The 21,462-nt window shown below is 41.1% G+C and carries 16 protein-coding genes; 7 read left to right on the top strand and 9 right to left on the bottom strand.

The genetic code is table 11. The features are described from left to right. Positions 1 to 2: 2 nt before the first annotated feature. Positions 3 to 2,681, top strand: a complete 2,679-nt coding sequence (locus VF06_RS31755) for an MHYT domain-containing protein (RefSeq protein WP_099072617.1) — start codon at positions 3 to 5, stop codon at positions 2,679 to 2,681. A 266-nt stretch (positions 2,682 to 2,947) separates the two neighbouring features. Here the strand turns inward: VF06_RS31755 and VF06_RS31750 are convergent, their stop codons facing one another. The 9 genes from VF06_RS31750 to VF06_RS31710 all read right to left on the bottom strand — a co-directional run bounded on the left by VF06_RS31750 (position 2,948) and on the right by VF06_RS31710 (position 14,282). Next, positions 2,948 to 4,564, bottom strand: a complete 1,617-nt coding sequence (locus VF06_RS31750) for an iron uptake porin (protein ID WP_099072616.1) — start codon at positions 4,562 to 4,564, stop codon at positions 2,948 to 2,950. A gap of 268 nt (positions 4,565 to 4,832) precedes the next feature. Further along, positions 4,833 to 5,891, bottom strand: coding sequence for a Gfo/Idh/MocA family oxidoreductase (locus VF06_RS31745; protein WP_099072615.1), 1,059 nt, complete (start codon positions 5,889 to 5,891; stop codon positions 4,833 to 4,835). Between the two features lie 692 nt (positions 5,892 to 6,583). After that, the gene (locus VF06_RS31740) at positions 6,584 to 7,582 is read right to left on the bottom strand and encodes an ABC transporter permease subunit (RefSeq protein ID WP_099072614.1); all 999 of its coding nucleotides are present in this window, start codon (positions 7,580 to 7,582) and stop codon (positions 6,584 to 6,586) included. Beyond that, positions 7,579 to 9,132, bottom strand: coding sequence for a sugar ABC transporter ATP-binding protein (locus VF06_RS31735; protein WP_099072613.1), 1,554 nt, complete (start codon positions 9,130 to 9,132; stop codon positions 7,579 to 7,581). Before VF06_RS31735 ends, VF06_RS31740 begins: the two co-directional genes overlap by 4 nt. 169 nt (positions 9,133 to 9,301) lie before the next feature. Next, positions 9,302 to 10,339, bottom strand: coding sequence for an ABC transporter substrate-binding protein (locus tag VF06_RS31730; RefSeq protein ID WP_099072611.1), 1,038 nt, complete (start codon positions 10,337 to 10,339; stop codon positions 9,302 to 9,304). Positions 10,340 to 10,596: 257 nt separating this feature from the next. After that, positions 10,597 to 11,586, bottom strand: coding sequence for an ABC transporter substrate-binding protein (locus tag VF06_RS31725; RefSeq protein WP_099072120.1), 990 nt, complete (start codon positions 11,584 to 11,586; stop codon positions 10,597 to 10,599). A gap of 742 nt (positions 11,587 to 12,328) precedes the next feature. Continuing rightward, positions 12,329 to 13,213 (bottom strand): inositol oxygenase family protein, encoded by an 885-nt coding sequence (locus tag VF06_RS31720; protein WP_099072119.1) that lies wholly within the window; start codon positions 13,211 to 13,213, stop codon positions 12,329 to 12,331. Between the two features lie 146 nt (positions 13,214 to 13,359). Beyond that, a complete protein-coding gene (locus VF06_RS31715) occupies positions 13,360 to 13,707 on the bottom strand; it encodes a DUF1815 family protein (RefSeq protein ID WP_099072118.1) in 348 nt (115 codons plus the stop codon). A gap of 89 nt (positions 13,708 to 13,796) precedes the next feature. After that, positions 13,797 to 14,282, bottom strand: a complete 486-nt coding sequence (locus tag VF06_RS31710) for a gluconokinase (protein WP_099072124.1) — start codon at positions 14,280 to 14,282, stop codon at positions 13,797 to 13,799. A gap of 448 nt (positions 14,283 to 14,730) precedes the next feature. On the opposite strand from VF06_RS31710, the gene VF06_RS31705 reads away from it, so the two are divergent. The 6 genes from VF06_RS31705 (at position 14,731) to VF06_RS39750 (ending at position 21,082) form a co-directional block, all read left to right on the top strand. Then, positions 14,731 to 15,894, top strand: a complete 1,164-nt coding sequence (locus VF06_RS31705) for a LacI family DNA-binding transcriptional regulator (RefSeq protein ID WP_099072117.1) — start codon at positions 14,731 to 14,733, stop codon at positions 15,892 to 15,894. A gap of 7 nt (positions 15,895 to 15,901) precedes the next feature. Continuing rightward, positions 15,902 to 17,323, top strand: coding sequence for a glucuronate isomerase (gene uxaC, locus VF06_RS31700; RefSeq protein ID WP_099072123.1), 1,422 nt, complete (start codon positions 15,902 to 15,904; stop codon positions 17,321 to 17,323). A 128-nt stretch (positions 17,324 to 17,451) separates the two neighbouring features. Continuing rightward, the gene (locus tag VF06_RS31695; RefSeq protein WP_099072116.1) at positions 17,452 to 18,288 is read left to right on the top strand and encodes an SDR family oxidoreductase; all 837 of its coding nucleotides are present in this window, start codon (positions 17,452 to 17,454) and stop codon (positions 18,286 to 18,288) included. A 2-nt stretch (positions 18,289 to 18,290) separates the two neighbouring features. Next, positions 18,291 to 19,550, top strand: coding sequence for a lactate racemase domain-containing protein (locus tag VF06_RS31690; protein WP_099072115.1), 1,260 nt, complete (start codon positions 18,291 to 18,293; stop codon positions 19,548 to 19,550). A 207-nt stretch (positions 19,551 to 19,757) separates the two neighbouring features. After that, positions 19,758 to 20,255: a DUF6174 domain-containing protein gene (locus VF06_RS31685; protein WP_099072114.1), complete on the top strand. Its 498-nt coding sequence runs from the start codon at positions 19,758 to 19,760 to the stop codon at positions 20,253 to 20,255. Between the two features lie 323 nt (positions 20,256 to 20,578). Next, positions 20,579 to 21,082, top strand: coding sequence for a DUF4278 domain-containing protein (locus VF06_RS39750; RefSeq protein ID WP_143861834.1), 504 nt, complete (start codon positions 20,579 to 20,581; stop codon positions 21,080 to 21,082). Positions 21,083 to 21,462 lie beyond the last annotated feature (380 nt).

The raw sequence follows: 21,462 nt of genomic DNA, 5'->3' as shown, positions 1-21,462 counted from the left end.
CTATGACTAGCATCTACGACCTACGCTTGGTAGCACTTTCAATTTTCATCGCTGTGTTTTCCTCATATACTGCTCTTGATTTGGCTGCAAGGGTTACAGCAGCCAAAGCATCGGCGAAAGTCGCTTGGTTAATTGGCGGCGCAATGGTTATGGGAATCGGTATTTGGTCGATGCATTTTGTGGCCATGCTCGCTTTTAGTATGGCGATACCGATCGCCTATGATATGTTGATTGTGCTGGTTTCTATGCTACCTGCGGTCATTGCTTCGGGGGGCGCACTTTTCCTAGTCAGTCGCCCAGTGTTAAGTATTTGGCAATTGCTGGTTGGTGGGACGTTAATGGGTATTGGTATCGCCTCGATGCACTACATTGGAATGCTGGCAATGCGAATGCAAGCAACCGCCACATACAACCCAGTGCTGTTTCTACTTTCCATTGCCATCGCCATCGGCGCATCGATTTTAGCACTCAACATTGCCTTTCATTTACGCACGCCCACCAGTACAACTGACTGGTTGGCAAAGATTGGTAGTGCTATTGTCATGGGGGGAGCGATCGCTGGAATGCATTACACAGGGATGGCGGCTGTTAAATTCATCCCGACTAACCCAGCAGCAATTTCTGGGCTAGCAAAAACCAACGATTCCCTAACTGTGTTGGGTATTTCCATTGCTACTGCTACTTTTGTAATTCTTGGTTTTACCCTGCTGACTTCATTTATAGACCGACGATTGTCCGATCAAACAAAGCTTTTGGCACAGCAAGAAGCCCAAGCCAAACTTTCACAATTATTTACAGAAATTACCTTAAAAATTCGGCGATCGCTCAAATTAGATGATGTAGAGAACACTACTGTTTATGAAGTTCGTCAAGCATTGAAAACAGACCGTGTGATTATTTATCGTTTCAATGCTGATTGGAGTGGGATTATCATTGCCGAGTCCGTTGGCCAAGGTTGGACAAAAACCTTAGGAAAAACTGTCAATGACCCATTCCGGGAAGACTATATTGAAATGTACAAAAATGGTCGAGTCCGAGCTACCAATGATATTTATGCAGCTGGTTTTACGGAATGTCACCGGGAAATTCTTGAAGGTTTTCAAATCAAAGCAAATTTGATTGCACCGATTATTCATAATAATCAACTTGTGGGTTTATTGTGTGCCCATGAGTGTTCCACAACCCGTGATTGGCACAAATATGAAATTAATTTATTTAAACAATTAGCAATTCAAGTCGGCATTGCTTTAGAACAAGCAAGTCTAGTAGCTGAACTCGAACACACGCAGAAAGTTTTGCGGCTTCGGGATCGGGCCATCGCTTCCGCAAGTAACGCTATATTCATTACCGATCCACGTCAGCCAACAAATCCAATTATATTTTGTAATGCGGCCTTGGAAAAAATCACAGGCTATTCATCTGACGAATTACTGGGATGTAACTACAAATTTCTCCAAGGTTATGACACAGATCCAGATACAATTACAGAATTAGATGAGGCAATGGAAACTTCCGGAGAATGCCAAGTTGTACTCAAAACTTATCGGAAAGACGGAAGTTATTTTTGGTGTGAATTAACTGTTTCTCCCGTCCTAGATGTATTTGGACAAACAATCAACTTTGTTTGCGTGCTGGTGGAAATTACTTCACGCAAAGAAACCGAAGAAGAATTAAAGCGCAGCCAACAAATTTTGCAAAAGCAACTGCTAGAAATTATTGCCGATATTAACGAAGTATTACAAGGAGATTTAACTGTTCGTTCTCAAGTGACAACAGGCGAAGCTGGAATCTTAGCTAATGGAATCAATACCATCATTTATACGCTGTGGGAAATTGTTACTCAAGTCCAACAAATTGCTTACCAAATGAATGTTGGTGTTGGCGAAAATTCTGCTTTAGTCCAACAAGTGGGAGATGAAACACTCAAACAAATCGAACAGGTTAACTATACCCTTCAAGAACTAAATAATCTGAATCTTTGGATTCAAAAAGTAACAGATAGCGCTGAACAATTACATAAAATAGCTGTTACTACTACTAATACAGCAGAAACAGCCAAGACAACAATGGATTTAACTGCCGAAAGTATGTGGAATTTACAACAAGCAAATTCACAAATAGGCAACAAAGTCAATAGTTTGGGCGACTATTCTCACAAAATTTACCGTGTAGCATCAACGATTAGGCAAATCGCCACCCAAACTAACTTATTAGCCAGTGACGCTAGTATTGAAGCCACATGGATGGGCGATCGCGGTCGGAGTTTTGCCAAAGTCGCAGAACAAATTGCTCAATTAGCTGTGCAATCTAGCGAAGCAACCCAAGAAATTGAAGGCGTTTTAAGTAATGTGGAAATGGAAACTAGCGCATTACTTCAAGCCATAGAATTGGGAACTCATAAGATAGGAGAAAAAGCAAATATTGTCCAAAATACCAAGTTAAGCCTGGAAGATATTTTAAAAGTATCTCAACAGATAAATCATTTAGTCCAATCAATTTTTACAGCAACAGCATCTCAAACAGAAACTTCCCAAGCGATGGCATCTTACATCGAACACATTACCGAAACCTTAAAATACACCGCAGATTCTTCTAGTACTGTATCAAACTCTCTACAACAAACAACAGAAGTAGCAAAGCAATTACAAGTGTATGTCAGTGGATTTAAAACTGGGGAGTAGGCAGTGTGGGGAGCAGGGGAAAAGTAAGTCAAAAGCTAAAAGGCACTCATTAGATCTCTTGCAAAAGTTACTTTTGCAAGAGGGGGAAAGGGAAAAGGTTAAAGGGAAAAGGGTTTTTATTTGCCCTTTACCCTTTACCCCTTACCCTTTTCCCCACTTCTCTTAGAAGTCTATTAAAAAGAAAAGAATATGAGTGTCTTTTGATTTTTGACTTTTGACTTTTTAATGCCTAATGCCCAATACCCCATACAATCAACATTTTCAATTTAAAAATCGAAGGTTGTGCGAAGTACTCCCACGTATTGAGTATCATTTTGGCTGTTGTTTTCTGGGTTGAGAATTACCCAAAAACCAGGAGTTACTGAAATGTTGTCGTTTAATCGCAAGCGATAGAATGCTTCGATATGGTAAGCGTTATCTGGCTCTTCACGGACATCACTGTTAGAAATACGCGGTGGTAAACCAACGAGAATTCCTGGAAGGTTACCTTTACCTCCCACATCTGGGAATGACAAGCCAATGGCCCCAAACCAGGCATTAGCATTATCGCCGTTGTTTACGAACAAAGAATCTGTTCCACCAATGCCATTGGAAATATTACTCAAACCAGAACTCTCAGCAGTGGCCCAGATATATCCACCCCAACCGTGAATCTGGAAATTTGGCGACAAGCGATAATACCCTTGGAGGCCGACAATGCTATTGGAAGTAGCAATATTGTTGCCAAAGGGAGCGCTGGATAGAACGCTACCTCTTCCACCTGTGACATCAACGGTGCCAGCAGGATTATAGCCATGAGAATAAGCTATACCAATGGCTCCTTGTTTGGCGTAATACACTAAATGGGCAAGAGCATTGTAACCGCCATCAAATAACCCATTGTTCTGTGTAGGATTATTGGGACTATTTGCTAAGTAACCCAGAGTCAGAACCAAGTCCTTTCTGATACTCCAGTTGACGGCTGCACCACCGCCACCCCGCTCGAAAAGGAAACTGTTCTTGCCGAATAGTGAGGGAATTCCGTTGCCATCATCGCCGATGGTAGCAGGGGTGACGTTGTCTGTGATGTCGTTATAACCAATGCCTACAGGGCCGACAACGAAGGATAGGGAATTACTCACCGGGAAGTAGTAACGAATGTGGGGAACGATCAGTCTATTGTCGGTGTCGTTGTCGAAGTTGAGGCGCGTCATTCCCGTACCACTGGCTGTGGCAATTCGGCTTATGCCATTGGCATCGGCAAAGTTGCCAAACTCCAGACGGACTCGCAACAAATCTTTACCTGTGAAACTACTCTCCAAATTCAAACGACCGCGAGTAGCAAAGATAGTATTAGATTCATCAGCATCCCCTCCCACGCGATCGCCAAAGGTGTCGGTAATGGCAGTAATAACCTGAGCATTCAGCTTGGTGGTGGTAGAAAACTGTTGCGCTTCTAGGGTTGCTGCACGTGCCTCTAAGTTATCCACCCGCCCGCGCAGAGTTGCTAGTTCTGCTGCAAAATCTTCTTGTAGTTTTTGCAGCACTGCCAAATCTTCTTTCTTGACTAAATCGCCGGTAGCTGTAGCAATTAACTCATTCACTCGATCCAAACAAGCATTTAAACCTGCCGCAAATTCGTAACGAGTTAAAGCCCGGTTACCGCGATAGGTGGAATTGGGATAACCTGCAATGCAACCGTAGCGTTCCACCAGCGATTGCAGCGCTTGAAATGCCCAATCAGTCGGTTGGACATCGGAAAACTGAGAAACTGAGGTGACTTGTCCCTGCAACGTACCAAAATTAGCATCTGGGGTATTTGCATTGTCATTCAAAGGCGTTGCCCAAACTGCTGGGCATGAAAATAAAAGCAGTGGAAAACTGCATAACAGATTTTTCAACATTGGATGTGTTATTGCCTGGAATCAAATATGGGTAAATGGGTTCAGAATTCAGGAGTCAGGAGTTAGGAGTTAGGAGTCAGGAGTCAGGAGTTAGGAGTCAGGAGTTAGGAGTTAGGAGTTAGGAGTCAGAATCTTGATGACGCAACGATACGATTAACGTACAGATAAATCTCTGAATTCTGTATTCTGAATTCTGAATTCTGAATTCTGTATTCTGACTCCTGAATTCTGTATTCTGAATTCTGTATTCTGACTCCTGAATTCTGAATTAGTGAATTCTTGTGCAAACTGTTATGACTTTTTGCTGATTGCTGCTGTTAATAGCCGCTTCTATAATCTGCATTACATTAATTCCGTCTTCGGCAGTTACAGGAATTGGCTGATGGTGAACTATTGATTGATACATTGCATCGTAATAGCCTAAATAACTACCTTGTGAGCTTTTGATTTTTTCTCGGATTACTTTTGCATCTTTTTCTGTATGCAATAGTCCATATTCACTTTCAGGCTCAGTGTACCAGTCTTCAGTGTTAGGCTTCATACCAGCCCGTAAATTGTCTTCTTGTGCATCTGCCCTACTTTTAAGAAAAGAACCTTTTGTGCCATGTATAATATACGACGGTATTGGTTCCCGCACGAGGAAACTTGCTTTCAATTTGACACGCAGTTTCTTGTAGTAAAGTATCAGCTCAAAATAATCATCTATCTGTGATGCTGTTCTGGTAATTCGCATATCTGCAAAAACAGCATCAGGCATCCCAAATAAATGCAAAGCTTGGTCTATTAAGTGCGGCCCTAAATCTTTAATGATTCCTGCTCCCGGCCCAGGAAGTTCTACATGTTGTTTAGGACTGAGTGTGGGTTTGTATCGAGCAAATTTAAATTCTGCTTCAATAATATCTCCTAATAAGTCTGAGTGAATAATTTTTTTTACTGTTTTAAAATCACTATCCCATCTCCGATTTTGATATACAGATAATTTTTTTTGCTTTTGTTGTGCCAACTCTTTAAGTTCTTTGGCTTCTGCTACTGTTGTGGTAAATGCTTTTTCTACCACCACATGTTTGCCTGCAAGTAAAGCCTGCTTAGTATACTCGTAATGAGTATAAGTAGGCGTATTTACTACTACTAAGTCAACTTGTTCATCTGTGAGCAAAGCTTCTAAGGAAGAATAGCTTTTGACATCAGGATAATCTTCTTGTATCAGCTTTTTACTTCTTTCCCAGGAACCTATTAATTCAAATCCGGGATGCAGATTGATAAATGGTGCATGAAATACCTTACCTGATAATCCATAAGAACAAAGAGCAGTCTTGATAATTTCCATTTTTGTGATTTACTGAAGCGAAATTTTATCAAAAGAATTCAGAAGTCAGAATTCAGAAGTCAGAATTCAGAATTCAGTATTATGTCTGGTTAGGTTAAAGACTTATAGTTAGGACTGACGCGGGGACGCGGGGACGCGGAGACGCGGGGAGGTTTTTATTATGGGTAATTAGGCAAAGATGATATGACGGGGAGTTTGGAGTTATAGGTGATTATCTGAACTTGGTATTATTTATTGAGGATTGGGTGGATGAAGTTTTTTCCGTTATGAGGTGTGAAGAGAGTATTCTGAGCTATGGCTAATTTTTATATTTTGTTGTTGCCTGATTATTGCTGTGCTGAATGTAAAAGTGCAGGCAAAAAGGTAGATGTTATCAGGTGAATTTTTTAAAAGGGAACTCTTAACGAGGAATGGGGAACAGATTGATTTTAGAAGTTTGCGATAGCGTTCCGTAGGCAAGATTTAGACCTTTGAGTTCGTAGTAAGGACTTCAGTCCTTATTAGAGGACTATAGTCCTGTGTACGAGACGCTATGCGTAGCTTGCTTAAAAGGAGGGTTACACTACAAACACTTATTCTGATATCAAGTTCGGATAATTGCTTACTATTCAAAACTCTTAGCGTCAGTGCTAATAATAAGTCTTCAGCCGAACCTGATATGACTCTTGAATTCTTAGTTAATTTTTATCTTTCTAGCGTCTGGAACGTCTGCGGAGTCGGTCAATCATGACGGCAACGATAATTACTAATCCTTTGACGACTAGTTGCCAGAAGAAAGACATGTTCAGCAGAGTTAAACCATTGTTGAGGACAGCAATGATTAATGCACCGAGAAGAGTACCACCAATTGTACCAATCCCGCCTGTAAAACTAGTTCCACCTAAAATTACAGCAGCGATCGCATCTAATTCATATCCTTGACCCAATAAGCCACTAGCACTATAAAGACGGCTGGCACTCATAATTCCTGCCAAACCTGACAGCAATCCACTGACGCCATAAACAAATAGCAACACTCGATTAACTTTAATGCCAGTTAATCTGGCTGCCCGTTCGTTACCACCCACGGCATAGATTTGCACTCCTAAAACAGTCTGTCGCAGTACAAACCAACTAGCAGCCACCGTCAGTAAGGCAATGATTACCAACCAAGGAAGGGGGCCGATATAGCTATTACCAATCCATGCAAAATTGATGTCGCGGTTAATAACTGTTGTTCCCTTGGCAATCAAGTAGGCGACACCCCGCAAAGCAGTCAACGAACCCAAGGTGACAATAAAAGGCGGTACATCCAAAAAGGTAATCAAAGCACCGTTGAGTAAGCCCAAAAGCAATCCCGCCAACAAGCCAGCAGGCAAAGCCGCCCAACCTATAACCGGAAGTAGGGACACCAACAAGGCGACTACGGCAGAAACAGCCAACATTGACCCCACAGACAAATCAATGCCTCCGGTGAGAATCACAAAGGTCATGCCTGTGGCTAGGACAATGTTAATGGATGCCTGCCGTAAAATATTGACGAGGTTACCGCCTGTGAGGAAGTTGGGTGAAAGGAAGGTAAATAAGATACAAATAAGTACGAGTATTGGTAAGATACCTGCAACTTCCAGAAAGGTGGTGATGGATTTCCCTTGGCGCGCCTTGGGATTGTTGCCGACTTTCCTATTGGTAGGTCTGATTGTTTGGCTCATGATTCTACTACTCCCGATGCTCCTGTTGCATAGTGCATAATCTTTTCTTGGGTAATTTCTTTGCCGGGACTGTCGTCGAGTTCCCCCACTAACTGTCCTTCGCGCATGACTAAAACGCGATCGCTCATACCAACCACTTCTGGTAATTCGCTGGAAACCATTAAAATAGCGACCCCTTGAGATGCTAATTCGCTGATAATTCGATAAATCTCGCTCTTAGCGCCGATATCTACCCCCCGTGTCGGCTCATCCAGCATTAAGACTCTCGGTTTAATTGCTAGCCAACGCGCTAACAGTAGCTTTTGCTGATTGCCACCAGAAAGATCCACAGCTCTGATTTCCAAGTTAGCCAGCCGGATATTGAAGTTTTCCACCGCTTCCGTCGCCAATCGATTGACTGAACCCCAGTTGACAACCCCGGCCTTGGCATCCTGTTTGAGGGTGTTCAGGGCAATATTCTTGCGGGAACTCATTTCCAGAAATAAACCTTGGTCTTTGCGGTCTTCTGGGACGTAACCAATACCAGCAGCAATGGCATCACTGGGGCTATTGATATTCAGTTTCACGCCATTGAGGAAAATTTCACCACTAGCCTTGCGGTCTGCACCGAAAATCAGTCGGGATACTTCTGTGCGTCCAGCACCCACCAGCCCTGCCAAACCCAGGATCTCACCAGCGCGAATTTGAAAACTAGTCGGTTCAATCTTGCGTCCGTCGCTGATATTTCTCACTTCCAACACCACCGGGCCGGGATTGGTTTGGCGTTGATGTTCGTAGAAATCCTGCATGGAACGCCCGACCATCATTTGTACTAATCGCTGGGCAGAAATTTCCTCCCGTGTGAGACTGCCGATATATTGACCGTCCCGCAGTACACTAATTCGGTCAGCCAATGCATATATCTCTTCCATGCGGTGACTGATGTAGATAATGGCAATGCCATCGTCTCGGAGTCTGCGAATAACTTCAAACAAACACTCAGTCTCGCGGTCAGATAAAGCTGCTGTCGGCTCATCCATCACCAAAACCCGACTGTTATCTTTCAGCGCCCTGGCAATTTCTACCTGCTGCTGTTCGGCGATAGACAAAGTACCAACTATAGTATTGCCTGTAAAACTTGCCCCCAGGCTTTGGAGTACTAATTTTGCTTCATCGTCCATCGCTTTACGGTCTAAGAACTGACCCCGTTGCAACTCGCTACCCATGAAAATATTTTCGGTAACGGTTAAGTTGGGTGCAACATTGAGTTCTTGATAAATCAGGTTAATTCCCGCTTTACGTGCCGAAGCCGGATCGGTAATTTTCACTGGCGTACCATTGATGCGAATCTCACCTTCATCGGCAATATAAGCCCCAGCAAGAATTTTCATCAATGTGCTTTTACCCGCTCCGTTTTCCCCCATGAGAGCGTGAACTTCTCCGGGATAAATTGTGAGATTCACATTTTGCAGAGCAGGTACACCATGAAATCCTTTGGCAATCCCTTGCATCTCTAATACAGGGGCCGCGGTTGGTACTTCAGGAAACGAGGTTTCAATACTTGTGGTCACGAGTAGCTCCTGTAAAAATAATATTGGGCAAACAGGGTATGGGGAAAGGGAAAGGGGTATGGTTCGACAAGCTCACCAACCGGGGAAAAAGGGAAAGATTAAATTTATTCTTTTTCCCTTTCCCCTTTAACCTTTCCCCTTTAACCTTTCCCCCTGCCCGCATTCCCATTTACCAACCTTTTTCTGTGCTGACGTTATCTTTAGTAATCAGCTTGACTGGAATCAAAATTGTTGGCGACTGGGGTTTTTTACCCTTCAAAATGTCGTTGCCAACTTCCACTGCTTTTGCTGCCATGCCTCGTGGATTTTGAGTTGCTGTTGCTGCATATATCCCATCTTTGTCAGCGATCGCTTTTATGGCTTCTGGCGCACCATCAACACCAACAATGAAGAAGTCTTTTCGTTGTGCTTGGTTGGCTGCTAGTTCTGCTCCCACTCCACTGGGGTCGTTGATGGCAAAAACAGCATCTATTTTGGGAAAGGTTGTGAGCAAGTCTGTCATCACTCTGAGTCCACCGTCTCTGCTACCTTCTGCATTCTGGTCTTTGGAGAGAATTTTTATATCAGGATATTTAGCCAATACGTTCTGGCAGCCATTAACTCGCTGAATCACTGAGTCCACTTGCGGCCCATTGACGATTACTACATTACCTTTGCCTTTGAGGCGATCGGCAATATATTTACAAGCTACTTCTCCAGCTTGCACGTTATTAGTCGTAACTGTGGCATCTACACCACCCTCTGCACCTGTATCTACGGCAATCACGATTCTGCCTGCTTCTTTGGCTTTTTCCACTGCTGGCTTAATGCCACTTTTATCAGCAGCATTCAGAATAATAATGTCAGTATTCGAGGCGGTGAAATTTTCAATTTGGTTGGCTTGCTGGTTGAGGTCATAAGCGCTAGAAACTACAGTTGTTCTAACATCATTGCCACCGATTTTTTTAGCTGTGGCTTCAATTTCCTGTCCCATCAGAACGAAGAAGGGATTACTCAAATCGCCAGCAGTAAAAGCTACCGATCGCAATTTCCCATCGGCACTACCTGGCTTACTCTGTGCGCTAGTATTAGTAGCAGTATTCCCAGCAGCGTTGGCATCAGGATTACTCGCAGTATTGCCGTTTTCAGAATTATTTGAGCAACCAATTACGCTACCACCAACCAAACTGATTAAACTAACTGCGATGCCAATGTTTTTTAAATTCATATATCTCCTCTGAAAAAAAATCTGAATGGGGCATTAGCCAAACAGGGTATGGGGTAAGGGGTAAGGGGAAAAGGGCCAAGATTAAATTTATTCCTTTTCCCTTTCCCCTTTAACCTTTCCCCTTTCCCCTTTAACCTTTCCCCTTTAACCTTTCCCCTTTAACCTTTCCCCTTTAACCTTTCCCCTTTCCCCTTTAACCTTTCCCCTTTCCCCTTTAACCTTTCCCCTTTCCCCTTTAACCTTTTCCCCTACCCCCATCACCACCCTTTGTAACTATTAAGGTTCTCGCGGGTAACCAATTTAACTGGAACGAGAATTTCGGAATTACTGGGTTTTTTGCCTTGGATGACATCGTTACCGACTTCAACGGCTTTTTGCGCCATTCCTGCGGGATCTTGGGCGGCTGTTGCCACAAATACACCGTCTTTGTCTTCCATTGCTTTGGCTGCATCTGGGGAACCGTCAACGCCAACAATAAAAAATTCGTTGCGTCTTGCTTGTTTGGCTGCTAAGTCTGCGCCAACACCGCTTTGGTCGTTGGTGGCAAAAACAGCATCGATTTTAGGAAAGGTTGTTAGTATGTCACTCATGACTCTCAGTCCGCCATCCCTTGTACCTTCTGCGTTCTGGTCTGAGATGATTTTGATGTCTGGATATTTGGCTAATGAACTTTTACAGCCACTAACTCGCTGATTGATTGAGTCCATCGGCGTACCGTTGAGAATTACTACGTTACCTTTGCCGTTGAGGCGATCGCCAATATACTTGCAAGCAATCTCTCCAGCTTGGGTGTTGTTAGAGCTAATCATTGCATCCACGTCTGCGTCAACGGCTGAATCCACTGCAATCACGATTCTGCCCGCCTTCCTCGCTTGGTCAATGGCTGGTTTAACTCCTTTTTTGTCAACGGCACTCAAGATAATTAAGTCAGTGTTCGCCGCCGTGAAATTTTCGATTTGGTTAGTTTGTTGGTTGAGATCGAAGGCACTGGAAACTGTATTGACTCTAATTCCATCACCAATTTTTTTTGCTTGTTCTTCAGCTCCCTTTTGCAGTGCTACATAAAAGGGATTACCTAAATCCCCCAAAGTAATCCCAATTGTCTGCAATCCTTGATTTTCTAAGCTAGTGTTAATCGCAGTGTTAGTACTATTATTAGCGGTGTTAGCATTTGGAGTGTCATTACAACCCACAACCACAGTCCCAAGAAAACCTAATATGCTAGCTAATAAAAAAACTTTCTTCATATTCACCTATCATCCAAACAATGCTTTTGAATTTGAGGAAAATTAGCAAAATATCAATCCGCAATATGATAGAATATTTACAACTTTAGTGTTTAGCTTTACTTTTAAATTTGGCAAGTTAAAGTCGAACATCTGTTGTAATTTGATGTTCTTGGAGTTGCTACTGGTAGTTACACTAAATTAAGTCTTTGCTGATGGCAGCAAAATACTAAATGTTGTAAGAATTCACAAATTTGTTTTTTGGGAAAATTATATTTGAAAATGGTTAGTCTGAAAAAATTGATTTGCTAAAATTACAAGAACTTTAGGGGAGCAAATTTCAAACTTCTAATCTTATTTGGTTTTTCATTTTATCGTGTAATTTTCCCAAACAATTATTTACTTTATTGAAATTTACAAAATTAAGAAGTGTTTTCCATTTGAATGTAATATCGTGTCAGATGAGTTATTTTCCATCCTTTATGATGGCGAAATGAGTGCGACACTCAATAATTAAGCAACCTTGGGAGGGCGCACAAAAATTTTGATGTCAAAGAATAGACGCAATAATTAGCTTTGCGCTTGTTTCAGTTGACTAGATAATCCCATAAAACCAAGCAAGTGACTGTAAACTAAATATATATTTGTTTTTTAGTCTTCACAGACACAAATTGTGCTATTGTGTTTGGGAAAATATTTTCTTTGGTTGAGATTTGGAGAGAAATGTTTGCAATCTTGAGAGACTCAATCAGGAACCGAAAATTTAAAATTTTAAGGTTGGCGGTAAATATTTAGCTACTAAGTCTTCGTAGTATGGCTTGAGCTTTTGCCAATCAGGGGGATTGGGATTTTTTGAATATAAATCATAGGGATTGAATAACTTCACCCATTTAAACATTTCTTCATCATGTTTATCCATCAAATGCTGGTAAGCGTTCTCACGATGTTGAGGATAAAATGAATGATAGCGAAGGATGTATAATGCAGGTTCGGGTAAGTAAGGTTTCATCATACTATAAAAATATTCATCGTGTCCCCACGAAAGATGTACGTTACTTAATCCACAATTCGGTTCGTATACACCATATTTAGTGTTATATTTTGGGTTATTGTAATCGGGATTATCTTTAAAAAATTCCGAGAAAACAATTTTATCTGAAAACGCACAACCCACAGGATAGGTATCACCAACAGTAGCCCATTGGGGTTCGCCAAATAAACAAAGTACTTTTCCCATATCGTGAAAGAAACCAGTCAGCACCATCCAATCAGGATGACCATCAGCACGAATGGCTTCTGATGTTTGCAATAAATGTTGTAGTTGGTCTAAGTCTGTATCGGGATCTGAATCGTCCACTAATTGATTCAAAAATTCCACTGCATCCCAAACACTCATTTCTTGTTTGTCAAACTTTAAAAACTCCGCTTTTTTCTGGAGTACAAAATCATATGTTTGATTGATGTGGTTTAAGCGGTAAAACTCTTTAACTGTATCTCTAATAGTTGTTTCATAATTTCTGTAAGCTTCAACAGTTTTACCTTCTTTAACTATGGTGTTGGGATCGGGATAGCGATTGAGTAAGTCTTTTTCCCATTCTTCTAGGGAATGTAAGAGATTATTTGAGCGATGATGTAGAGCTTGAGACATATTTTTATAGGGGTTTTGCACACCTGTGCATAAATTTCAATTTGCTTATTCTTTATTTTTGCACACGTGTGCAAAAATAACTATTAAGTTTTCTATCTATTTGCACAAGCCTACCTTCCCCCTTCAGCAAACATTCTTTACTTTACTTAGTGCATCTTTCGCTGTGAATAGTTAACAATGTTGATTTCTTGCTGGGGATACTTGACGATGTTAGCTAGTTCTTCAAGCTGATTGATTGCTTCTGCACCCTCTAACTTCATTAATTCGCGGTCGTCCCAAATTTCCATCCAAGTAATACCGTAATCAGACACTAAAAACCGAATTATGTGCTTTTCTGCCAAACTCACCATAAATGAAGCACTTTTGATTTGGTCGCCGCACGTATAGCAAGACGTAGTATAACCACGCCGCTCAAGTGCAATGGACAAAGCTTGTAGATTAATTACCAAGTCTTGAACGACTTGCTGATATTGTTGCGCTAATCTGAGAAACATTGTTGTCTCCTACCAATATCGGATTCCTGATTTATGCTTTATCAAGGGGAATAGGCAATAGGGAATGGGGAATGGGGAAGCCTATAACGCTAAATTCCTAAAGATGTTCTGATGTTTTGTACAATTACCTGGGGTGTTTCGATAACATCTATATATAAGGTGTCTAATGGTTCTTCTAGGGTATTAAACTGGGTATCGAGCAATTTTTCGCTCATGTAGTGATTATGACGCTCTTGCAAGCGTTTTTGAATTAATTCATAAGACCCTTTGAGGTAAACTAACTTGATGCGTTCGCTATCTACAACCAGAAATTGACGATAGCTTTCTTTAAGAGCCGAACACGCCAGCACCATACTTTTATTTTCTTGCAGCCAATTTTTAATAGCTATTTGCAAATCATGTAACCAAGGTATTCTATCAGCTTCTGTCAGAGGAATACCACACCGCATTTTCTCAACGTTTTCTGGCGAATGAAAAGCATCAGCGTCGCTAAATTCCCAGTCTAAAGAATTTGCTAGCAGTTTTCCGATGGTGGTTTTACCAGCTCCAGAAACACCCATTATGATGATAATCATTGATTTGTCGTTCATAGTTCAATACGCTTGGGTTAAGAAAGATCCTCTGTAAAGGCAAGGAAACAGGGTTATCTGAACTGTATTGGTTCATAGTTTTGCAAAAAAGCGAAGTATTAACAATCAACAGTCAACAGTCAACAGTCAACAATCAACAGTCAACAACCTCAACCGAAATAGTTCATTTTTTCCACTTCCCAAATCAGTAAATTGATAAGTGCCATTTGCATAAATATTTATACATTTTCTAATCCAACAGAAATTGCTGTATTCCTTAAGAGTTCCCCCAACCCTGTTCCCTGTAAATCCGTCATAACTTGATTTTTTGTTACATTTTGACATTAATCTCAATTTTATGCTGAGTTAGGAAAGTGAATGCATTGACAGATAACTCAACTTTGCTAATAATTAGAATTATAATGCACACGTTTGCATTAATTATGGTAAAATCATGAAGAAACGAAAAGTTTCAATAGAAGATATAGCTCGTAGGGCAGGTGTTTCTCATTCTACAGTTTCCCGTGCTTTGCGAGATAACTCTCTCATTAGCCCGAAGGTGCGAGAGGAAATTCAGAAGATAGCGCGGGAAATGAACTATGTGCCGAATGCCATTGCTCAAAGCTTGCAAACTCAACGTACTAATACTGTCGGGGTAGTGGTGACTTCCATTGCCGATCCTTTTTATGCTGAGGTAGTAGAGGGAATAGAGCAGGTAGCGAGAACAGCTGGTTTGAGTGTTTTCTTAACTGCTTCACATCGAGATTTCGAGCAGGAAATAGCAGCTATTGATAACTTTCATCGTCGGAGAGTTGATGGCATATTAGTCACTGATTCCCGAATCAATAAAAAAAATACAAATAAAATCGGAGAAATTGCGGTTCCAACAGTATTAATTAATAGTCAAACGGAAGACCAACCTGAAACATTTCATACAGTAAAAGTGGATGATTTTTTAGGTGGTCGATTAGCGGTAGAGCATTTGATTGAATTGGGGCATAGGGCTATTGGTTATTTGGGTGTGGGCGATCGCAGTCAGTCCAATTACTTGCGTTTAGAAGGATATCGTAGGGCTTTGAGGGAAGCCGGGTTACCAGAAAACAGTGATTGGGTGGCAATTAGTGATGAAGAAAATACCAGAATCAACGATGTTGATACAGGAAAAAAGATGCTACCTAAACTATTGACAACTGGTGTTACAGGCATCTTTTGTTACAACGATATGGTAGCGGTTGGCGCTCTCTTAGCCTGCCAAGAACTAAATATTTTGATACCGCAAAATTTAAGTTTAGTTGGATTTGATGACATTGCTCTTTGCCGTTACGTAACACCATCATTGACAACGGTGTGCCAACCAAAATTGGAAATTGGTCGCTCGGCGATGCAAATGTTACTCGATTTATTAGAAGAGAAAAGTGTAGAAAATCTGGTTCTGTCACCTTTTGTAGTCAAGCGCAATAGTACTACTGCATTTGAGCAACAAAGCGCCGGTGCAGAGGGGCACAGCAGAGAATTCCTAACTGCTAACTCAGTACTCATAATGCCAGATGGGCAATGTCCCGTACCCCCGACCCAATGCCCAATGCCCAATGTCCAATGCCCATTTTCAATTACTTAGAAATAATATGTTAACTAAAAAATGGAGTTTATCTAGCGATCGCTGTTTTGCTCCAGAACCAGAACAAAGACAGCTAGCACGTCAATTTTTTTATAGTATATCTAGTCTGCCTTTAGTGTGTCCCCACGGACACGTAGACCCGGCTTTGTTGGCTAATCCCGCAGCTTGTTTTGGTTCCCCCACTGAATTATTGATTATTCCCGACCATTACATTTTCCGTATGCTTTATAGTCGGGGCATACCTTTATCGGCTTTGGGCATACCTAGCCGTGATGGTTCGCCAGTAGAAACCGACCACCGTAAAATCTGGCAACTTTTCGCCGACAATTTTTACTTATTCCAAGGTACTCCCTCTGGGTTGTGGCTGAAAGACGAACTTAATAACGTCTTTGGAGTGGATGAACCTTTAAATTCTCGCAATGCTGGATATATCTACGATTATCTGCAAAAGCTGTTATTGTTACCGGAATTTTCACCTCGTGCTTTATTCAAAAAATTTAACATCGAAGTCCTTTGCACCACTGATGCAGCCAGCGATCCTCTTGAGTACCATCAATCCCTACACCAAGAAGGTTTGACTCACATAAAACCCACATTCCGCCCAGATGCAGTAGTCAACCTCAATACTCCTAGTTGGCGGGAAAATTTAACCAAGCTGGAAAGCACTGTGGGGCGAGAAATTACTACTTACACTGCCTTCGTGGAAACCCTAGAAGAACGTCGAGGTTTTTTCAAAAAAATGGGAGCCACAGCTACCGACCATAGTGCAGCTACACCTTATACCAACCGACTTACTGACGAAGAAGCAGAAGCCATTTTTGCCAGAGCATTGGCTAACAAATTAAATCCAGGCGATGCAGAGCGTTTTACCGGCCACATGTTCGTGGAAATGGCCCGGATGAGTGTAGAAGATGGTTTGGTGATGCAGATGCATTGCGGTATTATGCGTAACCATAATCAAGCTGTGTTTGAGCAATTTGGGTCTGATAAAGGTGCTGACATTCCTTTAAAAATAGAGTGGACAGAAAATTTGCATCCCTTGTTGACAGCCTACGGTAATCACAAAGACTTTCACTTAATTTTGTTTGGATTGGATGAAAGCACTTATAGCCGCGAACTAGCTCCCTTAGCCGGTCATTATCCCGCAGTTTTGTTGGGGCCGCCTTGGTGGTTCCACGACAGCATAAATGGTATGGAACGATACTTCAATCAAGTGATGGAAACCGCCGGACTTTATAACACCGCAGGTTTTAACGATGATACGCGGGCTTTTGTTTCCATTCCTGCTCGTCACACAGTGTGGCGGCGTGTAGCTTGTAATTGGTTGGCAGGGTTGGTAATACGGGGATTAATTGAGGAAGAGGAAGGCTATGGAATGGCTCATGCTTTAGCTTATGACCTGGCGAAGGTTGCTTACAAATTAAACTAAAAACCTCTGTGTTCCTTTGCGCCAACCTTGGCGTTCCTTTGCGTTGAAAGAAGTAATTTTTTTAACGCAAAGGGACGCTGAGTAAACGCAAACAGACGCAGAGTTTCATGATGTTCGAGGAATGATCAATGCCAGATTTGATTTTGGAGAAACTTTTTAGCCTCAAAGACCAAGTAGCAGTAGTTACTGGTGGTTCTGGGGTGCTTGGTGGGGCGATGGCGCGGGGTTTGGCGCTGGCGGGAGGGCGAGTGGTGGTTATCGGACGCAATCAAATGCGGGCGGATGCAGTGGTAGCTAATATTACTGCCAATGGTGGGGAAAGTATGGTGGTGCTGGCGGATGTTGGCGATCGCTCCCAATTAGAAATAGCCAAACAAGCTATCCTAAAACATTGGGGTCAAATAGACATCCTAGTAAATGCGGCTGGTGGTAATGTTGCCGCCGCCACAATTACAGCTGATGCTAGCTTTTTTGAAATGCCACACATCGCATTTGAGGAAGTTGTGAGTCTCAACTTGATGGGGACTTTATTACCAAGTCAAGTTTTTGGACAAGCGATGGTGGAGAAAAATCAACCCCAAGGTTGTATTGTGAATATTTCTTCCATGTCTGCTATCCGTGTTATTAGTCGGGTGGTTGGTTATTCGGCGGCGAAGGCGGCCATAGATAACTTTACTCGTTGGTTAGCTGTGGAACTGGCTCAAAAATATGGATCTGGGTTGCGAGTCAATGCCATTGCACCTGGTTTTTTTATTGGCGAACAAAATCGCAATTTATTGTTGAATACTGATGGTAGTTTAAGCGATCGCGGACAAAAAATTATTCACCATACGCCAGCCGGACGTTTTGGCGAACCCCAGGAATTACTCAGTACTTTGATTTGGTTATGCAGTTCTGGTTCTAGTTTCGTCAACGGCGTAGTTGTGCCGGTGGACGGTGGCTTTAGCATCTACAGTGGAGTTTAAAAATGCATTCATTAGCCGTAACGAATAATGGCACACTTGCTAAGGAGGAAGTTTCCTTATTAGTTCATCAAGCTTTAGCAAATCCTCAGTTTGATGGACAGCGCATCTTAGTTTTAATTCCTGATGGTACGCGCACTGCTCCCATTCCGCAAATGTTTCGACTACTTTATCAAGAGTTGAGTCACAGGGTTGCAGCATTAGATTTTTTAATTGCTCTGGGTACGCATAACCCCATGAGTGAGGAACAAATCAATCGTTTAGTCGGGGTGACAGCCGAGGAAAGAAAAACTACTTTTAAAAAAATTAATATCTTTAATCACCTTTGGCATCTACCAGAAACTTTTATTTCTTGTGGAGTAATTTCGGCGGCGGAAATAGCAGAAATTAGTAATGGAATGCTGCATCAAGAAGTTGATGTGCGTGTTAATAAGTTGGTGGTAGAATATGATTTGATAATTATTTGCGGCCCGGTATTTCCCCACGAAGTTGTTGGCTTTTCTGGGGGAAATAAATATTTTTTTCCTGGTATTAGCGGTCAGGAAGTCATAAATTTATCACACTGGTTAGGAGCTTTAATCACTTGTTATGAAATTATCGGTACGCCGGGAGTCACCCCAGTTCGGCGGTTAATAAATCGAGCCGCTAGCATGATTCCGACGCGGAAACTTTGCTTGGCAATGGTGGTTGCGCCGAAAACAAATCAGTTAGCTGGACTTTATATAGATAAACCAGATTTAGCCTGGGAAGCTGCTGCTAAATTATCAGCTAAATTGCATATTAAATATGTAGATAAGCCTTTTAAACAAGTGCTTTCTGTGATGCCTGAAATGTACGATGATATTTGGACAGCTGCTAAAGGCATGTACAAATTAGAGCCAGTAGTAGCGGATGGAGGAGAAGTGATTATTTATGCACCTCATATTACTGAATTTAGCTACACACATGGCAGAGTTTTAGCAGAAATTGGTTATCATGTGCGCGATTATTTTTTGAAACAATGGGATAAATTCCAAGAATATCCTGCGGGAGTGCTAGCACATAGTACGCACTTAAAAGGTATGGGTACTTTTGATTTTCTAGAAGGTGAAAAACCTCGAATTCGCGTAACTCTAGCTACTGGTATTTCTCCAGAACGTTGTGCTGCTCATAATTTGAGCTATCGCGATCCGGCTACAATTGAATTAACACAATGGTCTCATCGGGAGCATGAAGGTATTTTACTCGTACCCAAGGCGGGCGAGATACTTTATCGTCTCAAGTAGTCAATTTCCACAAAGAAATTTGCTGATTTTCAAATTGCTGAAATTATGGTTAGCTATTTGGCAAGACTAAATCTAGAAAGCATCAAAATTTATAGCACAAGGCAGTCCCAACAAAAAAATCATGGTTTTAATCAAAACATAAAGTCTATTTAAACAATTAAAATTATGAATGTAGAAGACAATTTTTCTTTATTTACATAGATTGATATGCGCTTTTCTATCGTTATCAGTGTCGGCTTGTTGCTACTTGCAGGCCTCAACCTACCAGTAATGTCTCAACCTTCCATAGACATAGCACAATTAGTAGCTAATAATAATTTGAATCAAAGGCGGTTAAACTTTAATCGCCGTTTGTGGAATAACCAAAATATTTCTAACTACCGTTATACATTTAGTAACGGTTGCTTTTGTATACCAGAAGCTAGAGGCCCAGTAATCATTGAAGTACGTAATGGCAAGACAAAATCAATCACTTTTGTAGCTACAGGTCAACCAGTTCAAAATCCAGAATACTTTCAAAAGTACAACACAATTCCTAAACTTTTTAACGTAATTCAGGATGCCATTAATCGTAAAGCCTACAGTCTGGATGTAGCCTACAATCCCAGACTCGGCTATCCAACCCAAATTAATATTGATTACAATAGTCAAATAGCTGATGAAGAAATATATCTGACAATTGAGAATTTTGAAGAAATTAAATAAGCTAATGTGCGCTAAAAAAGCATAATCATTCGTGGCGGTTGTTGACAGTTGATAGTTAACTGTCAATAACTTACTACAAGTATAAAATGAATAAATATTGATACTTAGTGAAAAAGGCGAACAGGGTGCGATCGCCTTTTTTTATTGCATATATTACATTGACTCGAAAAATTTACATATAATACAGATACCTAAAAGTAATACTTTTACTAATAAAGCACGGTAACCACAAAAATTTCTTTGATGTAAAATAGATAACAATTTTCCAACAACCATAATCTGCGTTACAAACGCTTCAGTTTTGGTTTATTAAATTAAGAAAAATGGCTTCCTACTTTTTGATTATACCGTGTGCTTGTTTAATCACTGGCTATTTTCTGTTAAAAAAAATTAATAGTGAAATTTCACATTTGATAGCTGTATTTGCAGCACTCAGCTTCATTTTGGGTTTAATTTTTGCTCCTTGGCAGATGTTAGTTTTACTATTGATTCCTGTAATTATTAGTACAGGTTATGAATACTACACAACCAAGGTAATCAGCGAACAAATAGAACCACCACAACAGCCAGTTTGCGAATCTGAAACAGATTGTCATTTAATCTACCGTGGAGTTTCCTATCGTGCTGACTCCAACGGCAAATTAGAGAAAATAAATACACCAAAAGTAACGTATAAATTGAGTTTTCGCGGAAGTACTTATTGTGTTTGCGTTAATCCTAATTCAGAATCCACTGAAATCACTACACCACCAGTCACCCATAAATTGAGCTTTCGAGGAAGCACTTATTGTGTAAAAAAAACTGCACAAAAAGCAATTGATTCGTAATTTGTGGCTATCACCACAAAGCGCTTCTTATACCCAAACCTAATTTTTGTTTGGCGCTTAAACCTTGTCTAACTTGAGAACCGTAGTTTTTTAGCAAAGTTTTGGGGTTGCTTGCTTTGTCGCAATGACACAAGAGAATAATTCTAAACTTTAGATTTCAATATGGACAAGGTTTAATTATTAAATATTATATTACATTGTCAACTAATTTTATAATTTATTAAACCAAATTTTGTCGGTTTCTCTTCTGACGAACAAAAATGTAGGCTACATAAGGGAATTTAGAATTCAAAGTAGAAAGTTAGGGATTTGGAAAACTGTTAACTGTTAACGGTTCGCAGTCAAATTCCCCTCTGGTAATTTCCTACTGTGAATTTTAA

The sequence above is a fragment of the Nostoc linckia z4 genome (genome assembly GCF_002608075.1).
GTDB lineage: Bacteria > Cyanobacteriota > Cyanobacteriia > Cyanobacteriales > Nostocaceae > Nostoc > Nostoc linckia.
Note: the sequence above shows the minus strand (reverse complement) of the source record. Positions and strands in the feature narration are given on the sequence as shown.